The 19,240-nt window shown below is 44.7% G+C and carries 14 protein-coding genes; 7 read left to right on the top strand and 7 right to left on the bottom strand.

Features of this window, described 5'->3' with window-relative positions; all coding sequences use genetic code 11:
- Nucleotides 1-52: 52 nt before the first annotated feature.
- Nucleotides 53-1,066, bottom strand: coding sequence for a UDP-glucose 4-epimerase GalE (galE, locus tag AACT18_RS10035; protein WP_094124797.1), 1,014 nt, complete (start codon nt 1,064-1,066; stop codon nt 53-55).
- 292 nt (nt 1,067-1,358) lie between these two features.
- Here galE and AACT18_RS10040 point away from each other — a divergent pair, with 292 nt between their 5' ends.
- The 5 genes from AACT18_RS10040 to AACT18_RS10060 all read left to right on the top strand — a co-directional run bounded on the left by AACT18_RS10040 (nt 1,359) and on the right by AACT18_RS10060 (nt 7,537).
- Nucleotides 1,359-2,669, top strand: coding sequence for an MATE family efflux transporter (locus AACT18_RS10040; RefSeq protein ID WP_017046555.1), 1,311 nt, complete (start codon nt 1,359-1,361; stop codon nt 2,667-2,669).
- Between the two features lie 114 nt (nt 2,670-2,783).
- Nucleotides 2,784-3,932 carry a chromate efflux transporter gene (chrA, locus tag AACT18_RS10045; RefSeq protein WP_094124798.1) on the top strand — a complete coding sequence of 383 codons (1,149 nt, stop codon included), beginning with the start codon at nt 2,784-2,786 and terminating at the stop codon, nt 3,930-3,932.
- A 224-nt stretch (nt 3,933-4,156) separates the two neighbouring features.
- A complete protein-coding gene (locus AACT18_RS10050) occupies nt 4,157-5,305 on the top strand; it encodes an HD-GYP domain-containing protein (RefSeq protein ID WP_017047485.1) in 1,149 nt (382 codons plus the stop codon).
- A gap of 176 nt (nt 5,306-5,481) precedes the next feature.
- A complete protein-coding gene (locus tag AACT18_RS10055) occupies nt 5,482-7,170 on the top strand; it encodes an AMP-binding protein (protein WP_013856134.1) in 1,689 nt (562 codons plus the stop codon).
- Nucleotides 7,171-7,324: 154 nt separating this feature from the next.
- Nucleotides 7,325-7,537, top strand: coding sequence for a VF530 family protein (locus AACT18_RS10060; RefSeq protein WP_017046551.1), 213 nt, complete (start codon nt 7,325-7,327; stop codon nt 7,535-7,537).
- A 168-nt stretch (nt 7,538-7,705) separates the two neighbouring features.
- On the opposite strand, the gene fusA is transcribed toward AACT18_RS10060, so the two are convergent.
- Nucleotides 7,706-9,799, bottom strand: coding sequence for an elongation factor G (gene fusA, locus AACT18_RS10065; RefSeq protein WP_017043055.1), 2,094 nt, complete (start codon nt 9,797-9,799; stop codon nt 7,706-7,708).
- A gap of 162 nt (nt 9,800-9,961) precedes the next feature.
- The gene (radA, locus tag AACT18_RS10070; RefSeq protein WP_013856131.1) at nt 9,962-11,341 is read right to left on the bottom strand and encodes a DNA repair protein RadA; all 1,380 of its coding nucleotides are present in this window, start codon (nt 11,339-11,341) and stop codon (nt 9,962-9,964) included.
- A gap of 190 nt (nt 11,342-11,531) precedes the next feature.
- Between radA and AACT18_RS10075 the strand changes: the two genes are divergently transcribed.
- Nucleotides 11,532-13,877: a PilZ domain-containing protein gene (locus AACT18_RS10075; RefSeq protein ID WP_094125668.1), complete on the top strand. Its 2,346-nt coding sequence runs from the start codon at nt 11,532-11,534 to the stop codon at nt 13,875-13,877.
- Between the two features lie 86 nt (nt 13,878-13,963).
- On the opposite strand, the gene serB is transcribed toward AACT18_RS10075, so the two are convergent.
- Nucleotides 13,964-14,944 (bottom strand): phosphoserine phosphatase, encoded by a 981-nt coding sequence (serB, locus tag AACT18_RS10080; RefSeq protein ID WP_094125667.1) that lies wholly within the window; start codon nt 14,942-14,944, stop codon nt 13,964-13,966.
- A gap of 187 nt (nt 14,945-15,131) precedes the next feature.
- Here serB and AACT18_RS10085 point away from each other — a divergent pair, with 187 nt between their 5' ends.
- Nucleotides 15,132-15,749 carry a YtjB family periplasmic protein gene (locus tag AACT18_RS10085; protein WP_026027378.1) on the top strand — a complete coding sequence of 206 codons (618 nt, stop codon included), beginning with the start codon at nt 15,132-15,134 and terminating at the stop codon, nt 15,747-15,749.
- A gap of 58 nt (nt 15,750-15,807) precedes the next feature.
- Here the strand turns inward: AACT18_RS10085 and deoD are convergent, their stop codons facing one another.
- The 3 genes from deoD to deoA all read right to left on the bottom strand — a co-directional run bounded on the left by deoD (nt 15,808) and on the right by deoA (nt 19,213).
- Nucleotides 15,808-16,527 (bottom strand): purine-nucleoside phosphorylase, encoded by a 720-nt coding sequence (gene deoD, locus AACT18_RS10090; protein WP_013856127.1) that lies wholly within the window; start codon nt 16,525-16,527, stop codon nt 15,808-15,810.
- 79 nt (nt 16,528-16,606) lie between these two features.
- Nucleotides 16,607-17,830, bottom strand: a complete 1,224-nt coding sequence (locus tag AACT18_RS10095) for a phosphopentomutase (protein WP_026027379.1) — start codon at nt 17,828-17,830, stop codon at nt 16,607-16,609.
- A gap of 21 nt (nt 17,831-17,851) precedes the next feature.
- Complete coding sequence (gene deoA / locus AACT18_RS10100) at nt 17,852-19,213, bottom strand: thymidine phosphorylase (RefSeq protein ID WP_094125666.1); 1,362 nt, start codon at nt 19,211-19,213, stop codon at nt 17,852-17,854.
- Nucleotides 19,214-19,240 lie beyond the last annotated feature (27 nt).

Raw genomic sequence — 19,240 nt, forward strand, 5'->3', positions numbered from 1 at the left:
TGCTTACTCAATTATGCTATTTGATAGTCCGGCGCGTCACGCCGGATAAAAACTAGTACCCTTGCGGGTTATTGGATTGCCAATGCCATGTATCAGCAGCCATTTCATTGATACTGCGCGTCGCCTTCCAAGCCAGATCTCGCTCCGCTTTTGTGGTACTAGCCCAACACTCGGCAATATCACCCGAGCGTCGTGAGCAAATCTCATAAGCAATAGGAACACCACTTGCTTGAGCAAAGGCTGAAACTATCTCTAACACACTCGATCCGTTACCCGATCCAAGGTTGTAAATATGCCTTCCCGCTTTCATCGCAACCGTATTTAAAGCGGCCAAATGGCCATCGGCTAGATCCATAACATGAATGTAATCACGCACACCCGTACCATCCGGTGTGGGGTAGTCGCTACCAAATATGGATAACTTCTCGCGGCGACCTACCGCAACTTGGGCAATAAACGGCATCAGATTATTCGGCACACCTTGCGGGTCTTCGCCCATAGTGCCAGAAGGGTGAGCTCCCACAGGGTTGAAGTAACGCAGTAAGGTCACACTCCAATCTGGCTCAGCAACCACTAAATCCGACAGGCACTGCTCAACCATATATTTGCTACGACCGTAAGGATTGGTGGTTGAACCGGTTGGAGAATCTTCAGTTATCGGCACGATTTCAGGATCGCCATACACTGTCGCCGATGAACTGAATACAATACTTTTCACTCCAGCTTTACGCATACTGCGCGCTAGCACCAACGAACCATTGACGTTATTGTCATAATATTCGAGCGGTTTTATCACGGATTCACCGACGGCTTTTAAACCTGCGAAATGAATCACAGCATCAATATTATGTTCAGCAAATACCTTATCGAGAAAGGCCTCATCACGGATATCACCATGATAAAACACGGGCGTTTTATCTGTCAGTGCATGGATACGGCTTAATACTTCAATCTTCGCGTTAGATAAGTTGTCAACGATAATGGGGTCGATACCCGCTTGTATCATTTGTACACAGGTATGACTTCCGATATAGCCCAGACCGCCCGTCACTAATACTTTCACCATACTCTCCTATTGGGATACCGATAGAGGTTGATTTTCGCTTTTGAAAAAGTCTAACAGCCTTACTCGCTTTTAATCTGTGATCAAAACACCACAATGTAAACGTTTCCACAAAAACTCTAAAACAATTCCCTTCACTTAACTGATTTTATTTAAATTACGTATACAATACGCACAGGTAGGCTCTAGTGAGATATTTTGCAGCCCACCACCTTGCACCATCATCTTCTCTAGTTCGACTTACCTTGCTGAGTTTTAGCCCATGACCCAAAGCCGTGTAGAACTGAATAACCGAATGAATATCGTCACTTTGACTTGGCCGATCTTTATTGAGATTTTATTACGGACGGCGATTAACACCAGTGATGTGTTTATGCTGAGTAGTTATTCAGACAAGGCTGTATCAGCGGTTGGGGTTATCACTCAAATCAATTTTTTCTTGCTGATTGTCTCAATGATGGTCAGCAGTGGTACAGGGATCCTAATTGGGCAATACAATGGCTCTGGCCGCCAAAGTGAATCGGCACATGTTGGGGTGGCCAGTTTACTGCTTGGATTAATCATTGGCTCATCGCTCAGTTTAGCCGCTTATTTGAGCGCTAATTCAGTCATGAATGCCTACGGCCTAGAAGCGCAGGTTGCACAATATGGCTATGAATATCTGGTTATCAGTGGCAGCTTTACAGTAAACGTTACCATCGGCATTGTACTGGCGACGATTTTGCGCAGTAACGGCTACTCCAAAGCGCCGATGTTCATTAATTTATTTGCCGGATTATTGAATATCATCGGTAACTATATTGCTATTTTTCAACCCTTTGGACTGCCCGTCTACGGTGTACAAGGGGTTGCGATATCAACAGTGTTCAGCCAAATTGTCAGCACTATTTTGCTGTACTACACCGTTAAGTACTACCACATATCACTACCGGTGAAAGAGTGGAAAATCATCCCGAAGCCGCTATACCAGAAGATCATCAAGATCGGCATGATGAATGCGGGAGAGATTCTTTCCTATAACATGATGCAACTGACGGTGATTTTTTTCGTTGTAAAAATGGGCACGGCTTCACTGGCCGCGTTTACTTATGCGCAAAATATTGCCCGTCTCGCCTTTGCATTCTCAGTGGCTCTTGGGCAAGCCGGGCAAATTCAAACTAGCTACTACATTGGTAAAGGTTGGGTGGATGAGATTCTGACTAAAGTTCAACAATATTTTGTGGTTGGCTTTCTCGTCTCCAGCACATTGACGATCTCAATTTATCTACTGCGCGCTGACATCATCGCCCTCTTCACTTCTGATCCTGAGATAACGGCCTTGGTCGCAGGGTTAATTGCTGGCTCCATTGCAATGGAAGCCGGGCGCACGTTTAACCTAATTTTTATTGCCGCACTCAAAGGCGCAGGAGACATTCGCTTTCCAGTGCAGATGGGCATATTAAGCATGTGGACTTTTGGCGCAGGTTTAACTTACTTATTTGGCCTACATTGGGGATGGGGAGTTATGGGTGCATGGGTGGCCATTTCGGTGGATGAATGGTTCAGAGGCATCATCATGTTTAGGCGTTGGCGATCTAAGGTTTGGACTAAGTTTAAACTCAGTTAACCCATGCCAATCTGTCTATCATTTTCCTGCGGTTTACAAATGGTTAATGATTAAATTTGAATCTGCTCAAACATCCTTTTAAAGTAGCGAAACAACGTCTATTTAAGAGTGCTTATGCACATGTTTACTATTTTCAAAACTTTTTTTCTGCTTGGGTGGATAAGCTTTGGTGGGCCAGCCGCTCACATTGGTTATTTCCGCAATACATTCGTTGAAAAATTAAAATGGATTGAAGATAAAGAATACGCACAGATCGTTGCCTTAAGTCAGTTTTTGCCAGGGCCAGGTTCAAGCCAAGTTGGGTTTGCACTAGGGTACCATCGTGGTGGCTTACTGGGTGGATGCGCCGCTTTTGCTGGTTTTACACTCCCTTCGGTTTTGATCATGGTTGCCCTTGCCATCGCCAGCAGCCAATTACTACAAACCCCCTTATTTCAAAACGTGATTCACGGCTTAAAACTGCTAGCCGTTGTGGTTGTCGCGGATGCCACATGGGGAATGTATAAAAACTTCTGTAAGAATCGCTTAACCGTTGGGTTGTGTGTGACCACCGCTGTGATGCTGATTGTTACACCCAGTATTGGAACGCAAATCGGAGTTATCATTGGGGCAGCGCTGATCGGAGTGAAATGGCTCCCTAGTCAAGATTTAGCCACTGAACGTTCATTTGTGCCCGCTTTCGTCCCTTTCGCTCTCTTTATTGGCTTACTGGTCGGTTTACCTTTTGCCGCCCACTTAATGCCTGAAATCGCTCTATTTAACCACTTTTATCAAGCAGGTAGCTTAGTGTTTGGCGGTGGGCATGTCGTGCTTCCATTGCTGCAAAATTTAGTTGGCGACGCACTTGACCCGGATCTGTTTTTAACAGGATATGCCGCAGCACAAGCGGTTCCTGGTCCAATGTTTACCTTCGCCACTTACATTGGTTACGCTCTACTACCACAAGCGCCAATCTTAGGCGCAACGCTGGCGACCATTGCCGTCTTTTTGCCGGGTTTTCTGTTACTGCTCGGCGTGCTTAAAAATTGGCAAGCCTTAGCAAACTATCGATCAGTATCAGGAGCAATCAACGGTGTTAACGCCGCCGTCGTTGGTTTGCTGCTCTCAGCCTTATATCACCCTGTATTTACAAGCTCGGTCAGCAATCATCTAGATATGGCGATCGTTCTGACCGGTTTTTACCTACTAAAACAGCTCAAACTGCCTATTGTCTGGCTGGTTATATTCTTTATGCTCAGTGGTATTGCACTTGGATTAAACTGAAATTGGCCATACGCCTTGTGACTAAAAATGACGTCAAATAGCCGTATTTATCTAGTGACCCAGCGTCACCCAACGGCTTTCCAGTACCACCTCATATTGCTTGGTTATATAACCCCTTTTTTAGTTAAATTTCACGCACGCATCGCTTATCTGTTCTAAACTTATCAATTAGAAGAGCCTCTCCATTTCAACCTTGGAGACCCTGTAGCGCAGAGGAACACGCGATGGATACGCATAGCAAAGGTTGCGAGCACGCCTATTTTCCACATGTTGGCCCACTCAATAAGCAACTGGCTAACATACACCAACGAATGCAAGTCAAAGTCCCAGAGATTGACCGTATCTCTTTTGCGCTATACGACCATCACCATGATAATTTGAAAACCTACGCCGACAGCACCTTTCACGGGGGCGAGCTTATACATTACGAGTTTCCACTTGCTGAGCTTCCAGTCCTTAAGCAATGTGCACAAAACGGCCAGAGTCGTAGCGTTGAAAATATCCCAATCCAATTGAAGCCAGACTATCCTCATACTCGCTGGCTAATTGAGCAAGGTTATTGTTCATCACTGGCGATTCCGACTTACCACCAGCAAGCATTTATTGGCTTTATTTTCCTCAACTCGTGTCAAAGCCATTTGTTTACCGAACAGGTAAGGCAGAATGTAGAACCTTTTATTGAGATGATTCGCTTTGCAGTTTGCTCTGAATACGATTTAGTCCACACTATTTTAGAGACTGTAAATTTGACTCAAGCGCGCTCCCCAGAGCATCAACTGGAATCGAAAGAGCATAAAGAACGTATTAGCTGTTATGCCAAAGTCATCGCTACTGAGGTTGCTGACATTTATCAACTAGATGATGAAACCATTGATAACATCATCCAGTTTTCGCGCTATCACGACATAGGCAAACTTGCCCTACCGACAAGCTTATTACTTAACCCAAATTCATTAGATAAACCAGAGCGTGCTCAACTGTATAGCCACATAGAAAAAGGTATTGAAATCATTAATCAAATTATTGATGACATAGGTACACCTGATCACCCTTGCATATCCATATTAAAAGAGATCGTCGCTTATCATCATGAGTTTTTGGATGGCAGTGGCTATCCTTACGGCCTAATGCAAGACAATATCCCGATATCGGCACGCATTATTGCTGTTGCCAACGTCTTTGATGCCTTAACAAGCCATCGTCCATACAAACAAGCTTGGTCTGTTCCTTTTGCCCTTCTCGAACTGGAAAAAATGGTCGTGAGCGGCAAGCTTGATAAACACTGTGTCAATGCCCTTCGCTATCATCAAGATTACTTAAAACATGTGATTGATATTCACCCAGAAATCGACCCGAAGGATAGATTCAACTGAACAGAAATAAACGTCACTCTGAGTTAATAGTGTCAAAATAAGAAAGTGAATCCAGCGCGCAACTTTAACGTTTAGTAGCTACAATCTTCTTTTACCTAACCATTCCACCATGCTAAAGTTAACAAAACATTAACATAAGAATAATAATATTTTTGCCAATAACATGGAGTTAGAGAATGATTCAGCCTAACGAGTTAAGCAAAGCAACTTGTGCTCTCCCACCACCGAATGAAATGATCTTGAAATGGGCAGCGGAACGCCCCAACCAAGTTTATTTAAGACAAATTATTAACCGAAAATTTGTTGAATACACCTATGCTGAAGTGGCCGACAAAGCACTCAGGCTCGCCTCGGCGCTACAAGCGCTAGGGGCAAAACCCCAAGATAAAATTGCACTCATTTCCAAAAACTGCGCTGAATGGTTTGTGTGTGATCTCGCAATGATGCTCGGCGACTTTGTCAGTGTTCCCATTTTTCCAACGGCTGGCGCCGATACCATCGAATACTGCCTCACCCATAGCGAAACAAAAATAGTCATTGTGGGTAAACTCGATAACGGCCAAGCCACCCAACAAGTATTGAGCCATTTACCAGATATCATCAGTATTGCGCTACCCTATGATTCAGCTCCCACTTGCGATCACCTGTTTACAAAATTGATTGAGCACTATCCGCCAAGCACAGAACGCCCAGTACATCATGACAATAAGTTGATGTCTTTAGTGTATACATCGGGTACGTCGGGCTTGCCGAAAGGGGCTATGCTGACCTACGGTGCATTTAGCTGGTCAGCTCAGCAGCTTATAAACCACATTGGCATTCAAGAAAACGACCGTTTATTTTCCTACCTCCCTTTGGCTCATATTACTGAACGTGTTTATATTTTTGGCTCTTCCATCATGGGTGGGGTACAAACGGCTTTCCCTGAATCATTAGACACCTTTATTGAAGATGTCAAAATGCAGCGCCCGACACTCTTTATCTCAGTACCAAGGTTATGGACTCTATTTCAGCAACGCATTCAAGACAAATTACCGCAGAAAAAGCTCAATTTTCTGCTAAAGATCCCTTTTGTAAGCACGCTGATTAAGAAGAAACTTGCTGATGGCTTAGGGCTTGATCAAGCACGTGTGCTTGGTTGTGGCTCGGCTCCCGTATCACCGGCGTTATTAGAGTGGTATCACCAAATTGGGTTGAACATTACCGAAGCTTGGGGCATGACAGAATCTTTTGCTTATAGCACCCTGAACTACCCGTTTAGAGCCGACAAATTGGGGTCGGTTGGACGAGCAGGCCCAGGAATCGAACTTAAAATCGCTAATAATGATCATGAGATTATGGTGCGTGGCCAAGGACTATTTTCTGGCTATTATAAAAATGACATTGCAACTCAAGAGTCATTTGATAAAGAAGGATGGCTACATACTGGCGATATCGGTTTTATTGATGCTGAAGGTTATCTCACCATTCAAGGGCGCAAAAAGGATACCTTTAAAACAGCCAAAGGCAAGTTTGTAGCTCCCGTACCTATCGAAAATAAACTGTTCGAATACACTCGAGTCGAGATGATGTGTCTGATTGGCTTAGGGCTTCCCGCCCCTATTTTGCTGGTTGTTCCACATAATTTCCCTCATTTTGATCGCGTTCGTTATGAGCGTACTACTCAAAAAGTCATTAAGCGGATGAATGAGGAATTGGAATCGCATGAGCAAATCAAAGGCGTGCTAATGATAAAGGAGCCATGGTCAATCGAAAATGGCGTGCTCACTCCTACCTTAAAAATCAAGCGGCATGTATTAGAACAGAAATATCATGAAATGGGGCACAATTGGCCAAAAGGACAACTGGTTGTTTGGGAAGAGTAATCCATTCTAATTGAGCAGGTTGGACTTAGCCTCTAACCTGCCAATACACCAAGTTTTCACACTAACAACCTCCTATATTGCCTAATATTTTGTCCTAATTTAACTCCTGTGCCTGCTATACTTAGCTTAAATAACGCTATTGAATAATTGGATCATGACACAAGATAATAACCCGCTGCATGGGGTCACTTTAGAAAAACTACTCACGGAGCTCGTTGAATACTATGGCTGGGAAGAGCTCAGCTATATGGTCAATATTAACTGCTTTAAAAAGGATCCGAGTATTAAATCAAGCTTGAAGTTTTTACGTAAAACTGAATGGGCACGTATTAAAGTTGAAGAAATCTATATCAACCTTAAGGGCTAACTAAATGATATGAATTGAGTGGCATAAACTACCTTCTCCCGGCAGTTTCCACTGTTATCGGTTCTGCTTTTATCGGTTTTTATGCCCTTTTCTATTTCGTTGTTACATAAAAAAGCCCCACCAGCTTTCACTGGTGGGGCTTTTTACGTTCAGCTTAGCTTTTAAGAATTACTTCTTATCTGCTTCTTTACGTGCTTTAACGTCAGCAATAACTTGCTCTGCAACGTTTGCAGGACATGCAGCGTAGTGTGAGAACTCCATAGAGAACTGACCACGACCAGATGTCATTGTACGTAGGTGACCGATATAACCAAACATTTCAGATAGAGGAACGTTCGCTTTAATACGTACACCTGTTACGCCAGCTTCTTGATCTTTAATCATGCCACGACGACGGTTAAGGTCACCGATAACATCACCAACGTGATCTTCTGGAGTAAACACGTCAACGTGCATAATTGGCTCTAGAAGTTGAGCGCCAGCTTTAGGCATAGATTGACGGAATGCACCTTTCGCTGCGATTTCAAATGCGATTGCAGATGAGTCAACTGCGTGGAAGCCACCGTCGAACAGTTCAACTTCAACGTCTAGTACAGGGAACCCAGCAAGAACACCTTGGTCCATCATAGACTTAAAGCCTTTCTCTACCGCAGGCCAGAATTCTTTAGGTACGTTACCACCAACAACTACTGATTTGAACGTGAAACCTGAATTTGGCTCACCTGGTTTGATACGGTAGTCGATCTTACCGAACTGACCAGAACCACCAGACTGTTTCTTATGCGTATAGCTGTCTTCAATTGCTTTAGTGATAGTTTCACGGTAAGCAACTTGAGGAGCACCAACGATAAGATCAATGCCGTGTGTACGCTTAAGGATATCAACTTTGATATCTAGGTGAAGTTCACCCATACCTTTTAGGATGGTTTCGCCAGTTTCTTCATCAGACTCAACTTGGAATGATGGATCTTCTGAAACCATTTTACCTAGCGCAATACCTAACTTCTCAGAACCGCCTTTGTCTTTAGGAGCAACAGCGATAGAGATTACAGGCGTTGGGAAAATCATTGGCTCAAGAGTACATTCGTGTTTAGGATCACATAGAGTGTGACCAGTTTTCACGTTTTTCATACCAACGATAGCGATGATATCACCCGCTTGAGCGGAATCAAGTTCGTTACGATCGTTCGCGTGCATCTCAACCATACGGCCAATACGCTCAGTCTTACCAGTAGCACTGTTAAGAATGGTGTCACCTTTCTTCAGTTTACCAGAATAAATACGGATAAACGTTAGGGCACCAAAACGGTCATCCATGATCTTGAACGCAAGTGCACGGAATGGTTCGTCAACAGAAACTGTTGCAACTTTACCAGTAGGCTCACCTGTTTCAGGATCAGTCAGATCTTGAGGTACAACTTCAGCTGGAGCTGGAAGATAATCAACAACGGCATCTAGTAGAAGTTGCATGCCTTTGTTTTTGAATGCTGAACCACAGAATGTAGGGAAGAACGCTAATTCACGAGTACCCTTACGGATACAAGCTTTTAGTTGCTCAATAGTTGGCTCTTCGCCTTCCATATAAGCCATCATTAGCTCGTCGTCTTGCTCTACTGCAGTTTCGATTAGCATTTCACGGTATTCTTCAACTTGCTCTACCATGTCTGCTGGAATTTCTTTGATTTCGTAGTTTTCTGGCTGACCTGAATCATCCCAAACGTAAGCTTGACGGTTTAATACGTCAACAACGCCAACGAATTCGTCTTCACGACCAATTGGAAGAGTCATAACAAGTGGGTTTGCGCCAAGAACTTTCTTCACTTGTCCTACAACGCGGAAGAAGTCTGCACCCATACGGTCTAGTTTGTTTACGAAGATCAGACGAGCAACTTCTGAATCGTTCGCGTAACGCCAGTTAGTTTCTGACTGAGGTTCAACACCGCCAGAACCACAGAATACACCAACACCGCCATCAAGAACTTTCAGAGAACGGTAAACTTCAACTGTGAAGTCAACGTGCCCAGGAGTATCGATAACGTTAAAACGGTGATCTTTCCAGAAACAAGTCGTCGCTGCTGATTGAATTGTGATACCGCGTTCAGCTTCTTGATCCATGAAATCCATGGTAGAAGCGCCATCGTGTACTTCACCTGTACGGTGGATTTTACCAGTAAGCTTAAGAATACGCTCAGTGGTAGTGGTTTTACCGGCATCAACGTGCGCGAAAATACCAATGTTTCTGTATTTTGATAAATCTGCCATTGTCTTACTCTGTTAATAAGGTATAAAGTGCGCGCAGAGTATATCACAATCTGTCAAGACTGATACCCTTGCATACGCTTGCTTGAAAAAAAATATAGTACGGTTACGAACTGTCGGTGAAATATAGGTCATAACCGTAAAAGAGGCGAGTTTAATTAAGATTTATAACTCATCAAATGCTTCAATTGCTTCAGATAATTTCTTCACACCGTGCAATTGCATGCCAGGTATTCCACCTTTAGGCATATTCGCCATCGGAATAATTGCTTTCTTAAAACCATGTTTAAATGCTTCATTTAATCGCTCTTGACCACTAGGTACTGGGCGAATTTCTCCGGCCAAACCGACTTCGCCAAACACCACAACATCTTTAGCAAGTGGTTTATCTCTGAAGCTTGAAAGCAGTGCCATCAGAAGAGCTAAATCGGCGCTTGTTTCCGTCACTTTAACGCCACCAACCACATTAACAAACACATCTTGATCGGACATTTGTAAGCCACCGTGCTTGTGAAGCACTGCTAACAATAAAGATAAGCGATTTTGCTCAAGCCCAACGGCGACCCGCCTTGGGTTCGCTAATTGTGAATAGTCAACCAGTGCTTGGATCTCCACTAGTAGTGGACGCGTTCCTTCCCATACGACCATCACCGAACTGCCCGAAGTATCTTCTTCGCCTCGCGAAAGGAAAATGGCAGAAGGATTACTCACTTCACGCAAGCCCTGTCCCGTCATGGCAAAAACGCCGAGTTCATTGACCGCACCAAATCGGTTCTTGTGACTGCGCAATGTACGAAAACGACTATCAGTCCCTCCGTCGAGCAATACCGAGCAGTCAATAATATGCTCTAGCACTTTTGGGCCAGCCAAAGAACCGTCTTTAGTAACGTGTCCGACTAAAAATACGGCAACGTTGTTTTGCTTAGCGTAGCGTGTGAGCGTTGTCGCAGACTCGCGCACTTGTGCCACCGTACCGGGAGAGGATTGGACGTCGGCCACATGCATCACTTGAATTGAGTCTATGACCATGATGCGGGGCTGCTCTTTTTCAGCGATTTGGCAAATGCGATCTACATTGGTTTCCGACAGCATTTTAAGCTTATCTTTAGGTAAACCAAGACGTGAGGCTCGCATCGCGACTTGCTGAAGCGATTCTTCACCCGTGACATACAAAGCAGGCATTGACGCCGCGAGCTGACACATGGTTTGCAGCAATAAAGTCGATTTCCCAGCGCCAGGGTTACCACCGATTAAAATCGCCGCGCCGGGTACGACACCACCACCCAATACACGGTCCAACTCTTTAAAGCCGCTAGAAAACCGTGGGACTTCCTGCAGATTAATATCCGACAGTACTTGGACTTGTGATTCCGTTACTGCCCCAGCGTAACCACCTAGTCGCTCATTACGTGCAACCTGCGGCGATGCTGCCAAGCGTACTTCGGTGATAGTATTCCATGCACCACAAGCACTACATTGACCTTGCCAACGCGGAAAATCTGCGCCGCAATCATTACATACATAGGCGCGTTTTGCTTTTGCCATGCTTCCTCAACAATTCCTGTTTCTTGTTGGTAACCTATACTTTTCAAGCTTAAAGATTAAACTGTTAAGTAATCATGAAGTGATATAGGTTGATTTACGTTTAAATAAAGGTGAACCTTCGCAACAGATAACTAAAGATTATGATAACGATGCCGATTAATCTTTGAGACGGACACTCTAACAGAAAAGTATGCAGCAATCTGAAATTCTATCAATCGCAGAGCGTTTGATCCCAGCTTACCGTTTACCTGATTTTGAATACCTTCTTTCACAAATGACAGAAGATGAATCACCGTCGGCAAAATTACTGGTCAAAATGGAGCTCAATCGCATCATGGCTCCTTGTGTTAAAAGTATTGACTTGCGAGGTCGGGTACAAGGGGAATGCCGAGAATATGAATTAGATGGCCGCAAACATTGGTTCGACGATGTGGCCTTTAACGCGTATCACAAAGGGGTCAAAAAATTTGGTGCGTACACGGAAGGTGTATGGGAAGCATTAAACAATACGCCAAACAACTTCCGTGTGATGCAACAACGTGGTGCCCAAAACCCACAAAAAGATGGTGGTGGCAGTACGTTTTTTGAGGCTGAGCCAATTAAGCTTGGTTATGATCTCAAGCGTCAAGAAAATCGCTTAAAAGTCACCTCACAAGTTGAGATTCACCTACCTAGTAAACAGCTGGTCAATGGCCTCAGTGTTGATCTATCCGTTTCGGGTGCAAAATTTAAAGTTCCCGCCGCTTTTAACTACAAGCTCGGTGAGGTGATCAAAGTCTATTTTTCCGAACTCAACAAAACGTCAGAAGTGGTTGGACTGCACCACGCCATTGAATATCGTATTTTAGGTATTGATGAGTCTTACGATAACGATGCCGTGAAATTTCTGCGTACGCTAAAACTTTCCGACACTAACATCATCGAAAAAGTGATTACTGAATCGCTGCAAAATAACACTCAAAAAGCGCGCCACGATAACCAAGATAAACTCATCCGAGCTCGAACCCGTGGTTACGAGCACACCTATTTAAAACACACCTGTAACTTACCAGTGTTTTTTAGTGGCAGTGAATTGAAGTTGGTGCTGCTGACTGAAAATAACCAACCGATCTGGCAATACTGGCACGACGAGCGTAATCAACAAGCACTCGGTTCGTTATTCAATAAAGAGCGGATGGAACAGTTAACCAAGCCGGGGATGCGGGGTAGCAATAATGTGCTTTATGCTTTTAAGCATGAACACCAGGAAAAAACGCTCTTTTTTTCAATGATGATGCCCGAGGCCAACCGTGAACAAAGAAAAATGTTTTGGCATGTTGGCGCTCGTCGACAAAGTTGGAAAGCGTTTCGCTTATTTGTCTTTGAACTCTCGGATGAAGAGCGTCAAGAACTTGCGGTTCATGCCCATGAATTGTCAGATCGCTCAAGCCACTTAACGCACTGTGGCGTTTTACAAGAAATTGGCGATGAGGATTCGGCAAAAGATTACCTATTGACTGACAAACCCAATTTACCCAATAGCGAACTCAATAAATTTCGTCATCCAAGGCAGATCATTGGTCAACCTACAGGCATTTATTTTGATGCTCGCTCGCGTAGAAAAGAGCCTCGTTACCAATTCAAGACACCGCTAACCATCACCTCAGACTCTGGAGTAAATGCGACTGGCCATACGGTTGATTTATCTAAACGTGGTTTAAGTATTATTGTTGATACACCACTACCAGTGAAAGCAGGCGATAACGTCACCATCAATTACCACGAATTACAGCTTTACGACAAAAAGCTGCCACTGCATAGCCTTCCCTATAATGTCATTCGAATTGGGCCCGAAGGTCGGCGTCTACAATTGGTGATAGAAGAAAATATACATACCATCAAAACAATCGCTTTTTTCAATAGCATTATTGAAAACAATCAAGATAAGTTGTTACAGAAAGAAGAAGTTCTACCAAGTCATAACTTGCTGGAAGGGTTGCACAACATCTTGCTTGATAAGATGATAAGTTCGCCGATTTTCGTTGATAAACACGGTGCAAATTTACGCCCTAAAGTGATTGGCGTAAATTACCCCTTGCCGCCTCATCTTGTGTTACTGGCTAAATTAGGCCAAGAAAATCGCATCACGTTAGAGCCAATATTCAAAGGTCACACCAATACGCTACTGGCTAAACCGATGCGACGCATTGAAGGAGCGATACCGCAATATCACGACGTTTATATTGCGGCAATCAAATTTGGCACGCGTATTCAATCAATCCAATCGAAATTATTAAGTGATTTTGAAAACACTAAAGAGCGTATTAATTTCATTCAAAAAGCGCAGCACATGGGTGAAATTTACATCTTGAGGATTTGCAGTGCACCCGTCTTTGACCCAATTACTACGCTGCTGCGCAGTGATCTCAATGAGTTGGCACAAATTAGTCTTCATCACGCTCGTACGCTAGAAAAAGAGATCACCTCAATCATTGGTTATGGAGAGGTGATCGATATTACAGAAGAAGTATTGATCCGCTTAGAGCTGACCTTGTAAAAGCGACTGACTTTTGTAAAAGAGAGTGTGGGTAAAAGAGAGAGTGGGCATCGCTCACTCTCTTATCTCTTGCGGTTGAGCTTTACTTAAGGCTTCACTTTCCAACTGAGTTTTTGCTGCTTCACCAATGAGGCAGAGAGAATACAGAGCACGCCACCAAGGCCTGTAAAACGGACCGCCGCTTGTGCTTTTTCTTCAACTTTAGGTTTAGCATGATAAGCAACGCCTAACCCCGCGGCAGCCATCATAACTAAATCATTCGCCCCATCGCCAACCGCGACAGTATTGTGCAATTCAATCTCATAACGTTGTGCTAACTCAACCAAAATATCGGCTTTGGTTTGTGCCGAAACGACATCACCTAGCACTTGACCAGTAAGCTTGCCATCAACAATTTCTAACGTATTGGATTGCGCATGATCAAGTTGCAGTTCGCTTTTTAAATAATCTGAAAAATAGGTAAAGCCACCGGATGCAATCGCCGTTTTCCACCCCAATGCATGCAGTGTCGCCACCAGTTCACGTAAATCGGGCATCATGGGTAATGTAGAGCGAACCGCTTCAAGAATCGACTCATCGGCACCAGCAAGTTTGCCAACCCGCTGACGCAAGCTTTGCTCAAAATCCAATTCACCTTGCATCGCTCGCTCAGTGACTTCGGCTACCTCCTCTCCGACACCCGCTAACTTAGCTATCTCATCAATGCATTCAATTTGAATCGCCGTGGAGTCCATATCCATCACAATCAAACCCGGTTTAGAAAGGTCTGGTACTTCACACAAACGGGCATAATCAATTTCGAGCCCTTGTAAAATTTTCTCGTGCTCTGTCGTCAGCTCACCTGACATCAACGCCACTTCATAATGCCCCACTTTCCACATATCGAGGACAGCGTTGTAGTAACCGGTAAAAAAGTCAATATCATCAAAATGTTGAGTGGAGAGATAAGGTGCAAAAACAATCCAACTTGCTTTTGCTTTGTCAAATTGTGAAGAGAAACGAGTTTCAGGCAAGCGGTTGAGCAGCGTTGTGTGCCTTTTGATCGGCAATGTTTTGAGGGCATCCATGTTTATCATTCCTTAATCAATCCTTTTCCTTCAGCCTGCTTAAATGCACCACAAGCAAAATGGGAGCAACTCGATTCAATGCTCGAGTATCAATAAATGGGTGTATGCCCCTGACGTTACCCTATTGCAATTTAAAAACGCAAGTCTCAATATGAGTAAAGTTTTTATTTATCCAATCAGGTGGGTTATGGACGGCTCTTTATTTTCATTTCGCGTCGCAATTCGTGTGCTTACCGTCATTTTATTAGCAGGCATGTTCTTCTTTACCGTAAAAAACAGCGTTGTGATCAGTAAAGGTAACGAACGAATTCAGGCCAACCAACTAGAAACATTAACTAAGGTTTTGATTTCACAGGCATCACTATCTGCGGGCAGCATGATATCAGAGCAAGATCAAGAGCGCCTGCTAGCCCTTACAAACCAGTTAGCTCAAGACAAACTGGTGTTTGATGCCACCATTTATGATTCCGAAGGGGTCAAATTAGCCGCCAGCGATAACGCGTTAAGCGTACGCGAAGTATTAGGATTGGATACACCACTGCGCACGGCCAGCATTGGCCGTCAGCAACTGGTTGAGCCTGTCTATCATGAAAGCAGTATTATTGGTTTTATCCGCATTACTTTTGAAACTGGCCGCGTCACCGCGATTTCAGATCACCACTATCGTAAAAGTGATCGCTACATGTATCTCATGCTGTTGACCAGCTTTGTCAGCGGTGTATTGCTCACACTGCTACTGCTGCGCCGAAAGCCAAAGAGTGGTGGTGAGAACCTGCTGCTACAGAATGTGGATGATATGACTTAGCAGGCTTTGTAAATAAAAAAACCTCAGTTGCGACACTGAGGTTTTTTATAAAAGAAGATTATTGAGCGTCGCCAATCAATACTGAATCTAACGCAATTTCAATCATTTCATTGAAAGTGTTTTGACGCTCTTCTGACGTCGTTTGCTCGCCAGTTTTGATGTGATCAGAGACAGTGCAAATCGTCAGTGCTTTTGCGCCATATTCCGCCGCTACGCCGTAGATTCCTGCCGCTTCCATTTCTACACCAACAATGCCGTATTTATCCATCACATCGAACATCTCTGGATCTGGCGTGTAGAAAAGCTCTGCGGAGAACAAGTTACCCACTTTCACGTTAATACCACGCGCCGTAGCCGCCTCTTCTGCGGCTTTAACCATTTTGTAATCGGCAATCGCAGCAAAATCATGGTCTTTAAAACGGATGCGGTTAACTTTGGAATCGGTACAAGCCCCCATACCAATCACAACATCACGCACTTTGATATCGTCGCTGACCGCACCACAGCTTCCGACACGGATCACTTTTTTCACGCCAAAATCTTTGATAAGTTCCGTCACGTAAATTGAGCATGAAGGGATCCCCATGCCATGGCCCATTACCGAAATTTTACGACCTTTGTATGTACCTGTATAACCAAACATGTTACGGACATCACACACTTGAACCACATCATCAAGGAAAGTTTCTGCGATGTATTTTGCGCGAAGTGGGTCACCCGGCATTAAAACGACGTCTGCAAATGCACCCATTTCAGCATTAATATGTGGAGTTGCCATTAAAAGTATCCTTTATCTAAATTGACCAAAGAATAGAGAGTGATCTCTCTATTCATCCTCAAAAAATGAATCGCTACGCTTACTGTAAGAAATTGGTGCCGTAATCCATCGCAGACGTACCGAAATAGTGCGCCAGTGACTGACCAATATCAGCAAACGTCTCACGGCGGCCCAATGAACCGGGGGCCACTTTATGCCCATAAATCAAGACTGGAATGTGCTCGCGCGTATGATCCGTACCCGGCCAAGTTGGATCGCAACCATGGTCCGCTGTAAGAATAAGCACATCGTCCTCTTCCATTAACTCAAGCACTTGTGGCAGACGCTTGTCAAAGTACTCCAGTGCCGCAGCGTAGCCCGCTACATCACGGCGATGACCATAAGCGGAATCAAAATCAACGAAGTTAGTGAAGACGATGGTGTTATCTTTCGCTTGTTTGATTTGTTCTAGTGTTGCATCAAATAAAGCCGGGATACCCGTCGCTTTGACTTTATGAGTGATGCCGCAGTAGGCGTAAATATCAGCAATTTTACCAATAGAAACCACGTTACCTTGCTTCTCATCAACCAATTTTTGCAGCACGGTCGCCGCTGGCGGCTCAACGGATAAATCACGACGGTTGCCAGTACGAGCAAATTCTCCCGCTTTCGGGCCAATGAACGGGCGCGCAATCACGCGGCCAATGTTGTAATCCGCCAATTCTTCACGTGCGATCTGGCAAAGTTCTAACAAACGATCAAGACCAAACGTCTCTTCATGGCAAGCAATTTGGAACACTGAATCAGCCGAGGTATAGAAAATCGGTTTACCCGTTTTCATGTGCTCTTCACCCAAATCATCTAAAACCTGAGTGCCTGATGCATGGCAGTTACCAAGAAAACCATCCAAACCTGCGCGTTCAATAATGCGATCGGTCAGCTCTTTCGGGAAACTATTTTGCTTATCGCTGAAATAACCCCATTCAAACAGTACAGGAACACCAGCAATTTCCCAGTGACCCGAAGGAGTATCTTTACCTGATGAAAGCTCAGCGGCGTGGCCGTACGCACCGATAATATCAGCGTTGGCATCAAGCCCCGGAGCAAAACGCCCCGTTGACTCTTTATGCGCCATGGCAAGCCCCAATTTCGATAAGTTTGGCAGCGTCAATGGGCCCTGGCGATCCGCGTTATTCGCTTCGCCTTTAGCACATTGGTCTGCGATGTGGCCCAAAGTGTCAGCGCCAACATCACCAAATTGTGGTGCATCAGCGGTTTCGCCGATACCAAATGAATCTAATACTAAAATAAATGCTCTTTTCATTGCTCTCTCCAACCGATATTTTTATACGTCTTCTGCGCGAATTTGGCCGTAGACATCGGGTGTTGGTGTGTATTCTCCGCCAATTTGAATGGCGCTTTGTAATGCTTTGGCCGCTTGTTGCCATTGCGCTTCATTACGCGCATGGATCACCGCCAACGGCTTGCTGCTATCGGCAACTTCACCTAGGCGAATAAATTGGTCAAACCCAACCGCGTAATCAATAGTGTCAGTTGCGACGCGGCGTCCACCGCCCATCTCCACCACGGCCATGCCAATCGCGCGAGTATCCATTGCCGATACGACGCCACTTTCTAGAGCGTAAACGGGCTTAACCAGCTCGGTTTTTTCAAGATAGTGATCGTGATTTTCAACAAAATCAGCGGGGCCGCCTAACCCTTTGACCATTTTGCCAAAGCATTCAGCCGCTTTTCCGTTATTAAGAACGGCCATCAATTTCGCACGAGCATCATTGCTGTCTTTTGCTAAATTGCCTAACAACAACATTTCAACGCAAGAGGCCAATGTAATTTCCAGTAAGCGAGGATTGCGATATTCACCAGTTAAAAAGCGTACCGCTTCACGCACTTCAAGGGCATTGCCTGCCGAAGAGGCCAGCACTTGGTTCATATCCGTCAAAATAGCCGTGGTTTTCGTACCGGCGCCGTTAGCCACTGCGACGATAGATTTAGCTAACTCTTCAGAAGCTTCGTAAGTCGGCATAAATGCGCCAGAACCGACTTTGACATCCATTACCAAGGAATCTAACCCAGCGGCTAATTTTTTAGAAAGAATCGAAGCGGTGATGAGTGAAATATTGTCGACCGTTGCGGTAATGTCACGTGTGGCGTATACGCGTTTATCCGCTGGCGCGAGATCACCCGTTTGGCCGATGATAGCAACGCCCGCTTCTTTGGTTACTTGACCAAATACGTCATTACTTGGCGTGATGTTATAACCGGGAATCGACTCCAATTTATCCAGCGTGCCGCCCGTATGACCAAGGCCGCGCCCTGAAATCATAGGAACAAAACCGCCGCAGGCTGCAACCATGGGGCCAAGCATCAACGAAGTGACATCGCCTACGCCGCCAGTTGAGTGTTTATCAACGATAGGACCACCGAAGTTCATCGCATCCCAGTTGATCACCATCCCAGAATCACGCATAGCGCACGTCAGTGCAATGCGCTCTGGCATAGTCATTTCATTGAAGAAAATCGTCATGGCAAAGGCCGCAATTTGGCCTTCAGAGACGGTATTATTCGCCACACCTTGAATAAAAAAGTTAATTTCTTCGGTGGTGAGGATCTCGCCGTCACGCTTTTTGCGAATGATTTCTTGAGGTAAAAAAGTTTGAGTTGAATACATGAGTTGCCTCCCAAGCATGATGCTTTGGTCAGTAAGGTAAAGAGG

The organism is Vibrio sp. V04_P4A5T148 (assembly GCF_963875605.1).
GTDB lineage: Bacteria > Pseudomonadota > Gammaproteobacteria > Enterobacterales > Vibrionaceae > Vibrio > Vibrio anguillarum.

What these genes read in the sequence shown, in the direction of transcription:
- AACT18_RS10095 (WP_026027379.1), bottom strand. Translation starts at nt 17,830, where the DNA reads ATGAAAAGAGCATTTATTTTAGTATTAGATTCATTTGGTATCGGCGAA.
- AACT18_RS10060 (WP_017046551.1), top strand. Translation starts at nt 7,325, where the DNA reads ATGACACAAGATAATAACCCGCTGCATGGGGTCACTTTAGAAAAACTA.
- radA (WP_013856131.1), bottom strand. Translation starts at nt 11,341, where the DNA reads ATGGCAAAAGCAAAACGCGCCTATGTATGTAATGATTGCGGCGCAGAT.
- AACT18_RS10055 (WP_013856134.1), top strand. Translation starts at nt 5,482, where the DNA reads ATGATTCAGCCTAACGAGTTAAGCAAAGCAACTTGTGCTCTCCCACCA.
- fusA (WP_017043055.1), bottom strand. Translation starts at nt 9,799, where the DNA reads ATGGCAGATTTATCAAAATACAGAAACATTGGTATTTTCGCGCACGTT.
- galE (WP_094124797.1), bottom strand. Translation starts at nt 1,066, where the DNA reads ATGGTGAAAGTATTAGTGACGGGCGGTCTGGGCTATATCGGAAGTCAT.
- deoD (WP_013856127.1), bottom strand. Translation starts at nt 16,527, where the DNA reads ATGGCAACTCCACATATTAATGCTGAAATGGGTGCATTTGCAGACGTC.
- AACT18_RS10085 (WP_026027378.1), top strand. Translation starts at nt 15,132, where the DNA reads ATGGACGGCTCTTTATTTTCATTTCGCGTCGCAATTCGTGTGCTTACC.
- deoA (WP_094125666.1), bottom strand. Translation starts at nt 19,213, where the DNA reads ATGCTTGGGAGGCAACTCATGTATTCAACTCAAACTTTTTTACCTCAA.
- chrA (WP_094124798.1), top strand. Translation starts at nt 2,784, where the DNA reads ATGCACATGTTTACTATTTTCAAAACTTTTTTTCTGCTTGGGTGGATA.
- AACT18_RS10050 (WP_017047485.1), top strand. Translation starts at nt 4,157, where the DNA reads ATGGATACGCATAGCAAAGGTTGCGAGCACGCCTATTTTCCACATGTT.
- serB (WP_094125667.1), bottom strand. Translation starts at nt 14,944, where the DNA reads ATGGATGCCCTCAAAACATTGCCGATCAAAAGGCACACAACGCTGCTC.
- AACT18_RS10075 (WP_094125668.1), top strand. Translation starts at nt 11,532, where the DNA reads ATGCAGCAATCTGAAATTCTATCAATCGCAGAGCGTTTGATCCCAGCT.
- AACT18_RS10040 (WP_017046555.1), top strand. Translation starts at nt 1,359, where the DNA reads ATGAATATCGTCACTTTGACTTGGCCGATCTTTATTGAGATTTTATTA.